Origin of the sequence: Bacillus cereus group sp. N8, assembly GCF_016483685.1 — a bacterium.
Lineage (GTDB): Bacteria > Bacillota > Bacilli > Bacillales > Bacillaceae_G > Bacillus_A > Bacillus_A proteolyticus.
This window is the reverse complement of the sequence record NZ_JAEHBK010000108.1, coordinates 1-1,428: the sequence shown is the minus strand read 5'-3', so window position 1 is coordinate 1,428 and position 1,428 is coordinate 1. Positions and strand designations below refer to the sequence as shown.

Here is a 1,428-nt window from a genome sequence, read left to right as displayed (position 1 = left end):
TTGAACTGAACCCAAAAAGTTAGACAAAGAATTTAAGCGGCCGATGGGATGTGAGTCCGGTATTGCACTGGACTCATTCCATTTAACTTTTCTTTAATTCTTTTGTGATTGTAATAATGAATATAATTCTATCTCAAATTGTTCCATACTTTCAAATTCTTTAAGGTAGAGTAATTCAGACTTTAATAAGCCAAAGAAGTTTTCTATGACTGCATTATCCAAACAATTTCCCTTACGGGACATACTCTGGATAACCTTATGTTTTTTTAGCGATTGTTGATATTTCTTCATCTGATAATGCCATCCTTGATCTGAATGAAGAATAGGAGTTTCCCCATCATTTAAGCGTGTAAAGGCTTTATTAAGCATTTTTGATACAAGTGAATAAACAGGCCTATTTTCGATATTGTAAGCTATAATCTCCCCGTTATATAAGTCTAAAACCGGAGATAAATACAGTTTCTTACCATGTAGATGAAATTCAGTGACATCTGTTACCCACTTTTCATTAGGCTTGGACGCATTAAATTCACGCTTCAAAATATTTTTCGCAAATTTTCCTACTTCCCCTTTATATGAACGGTACTTTTTTATACGAACCATGCATTTTAATCCAATAATATTCATCAAACGACGAACTGTTTTATGATTCAATACATATCCACGATTACGTAATTCTAATGTGATGCGACGATAACCGTATCTACCGTAATTTTCTTCAAAAATCCCTTTGATTAATTCTTTAATGTTCTTATATTTATCTGGACGCTCCATTTGTTTAATCCAGTAATAATACGTACTACGGGAAATGCCAGCGATTTTCACAAGATTGATGATTTTGTATTCGCGCCTTAATTCATAAATTACTTCCGCTCTGTCTTGATCTGTGATTTGTTCTTTTTCTGAACTAAGGCATTTAACTTTTTTAAATAATCATTTTCCATACGTAAACGTTCATTTTCTGCTTGTAGTGCCTCTATAGACCCCTCAATTAGCACTGGAACCTTAACCTTCTTATTTTTCATAGCTGGACGACCCTTCCTCCCTGGACGTAGGGCATCCACACCATTTGAATCATAAGCTACTTTCCATCTACGCAGTACTTCATGGGAGGAAATATTAAAAATTGCCGCTGTTTCTCTAATAGATGTCCCTTGTGTATCCATATAATTAAGCACATCTAGTTTGTACTGAAGCGAATAAGTTGTATAGCGCTTTTCAAAAGCTTTTTCCCCAAACGCCTCATATTGTTTAACCCACTGATAAATTACACTAGAATGAATCCCTAGAGATTTAGCAATCCTTTTCCCGCCATCTACTCCATTAAAATATTGTTTTACTATCTGTAGCTTTTCTTTAGGAGAAAACTTTCCCATAAAAAATGCACCTCCAATTGTTAATTGTGTCTAACAATTGGGGTGCACATCA

General features: G+C 34.5%; 1 pseudogene. It reads right to left on the bottom strand.

What is annotated here, in order from left to right:
* Positions 1-32 precede the first annotated feature (32 nt).
* Positions 33-1,376 (bottom strand): annotated as a pseudogene (locus tag JDS80_RS30585) (IS3 family transposase).
* Between the last annotated feature and the right edge of the window lie 52 nt (positions 1,377-1,428).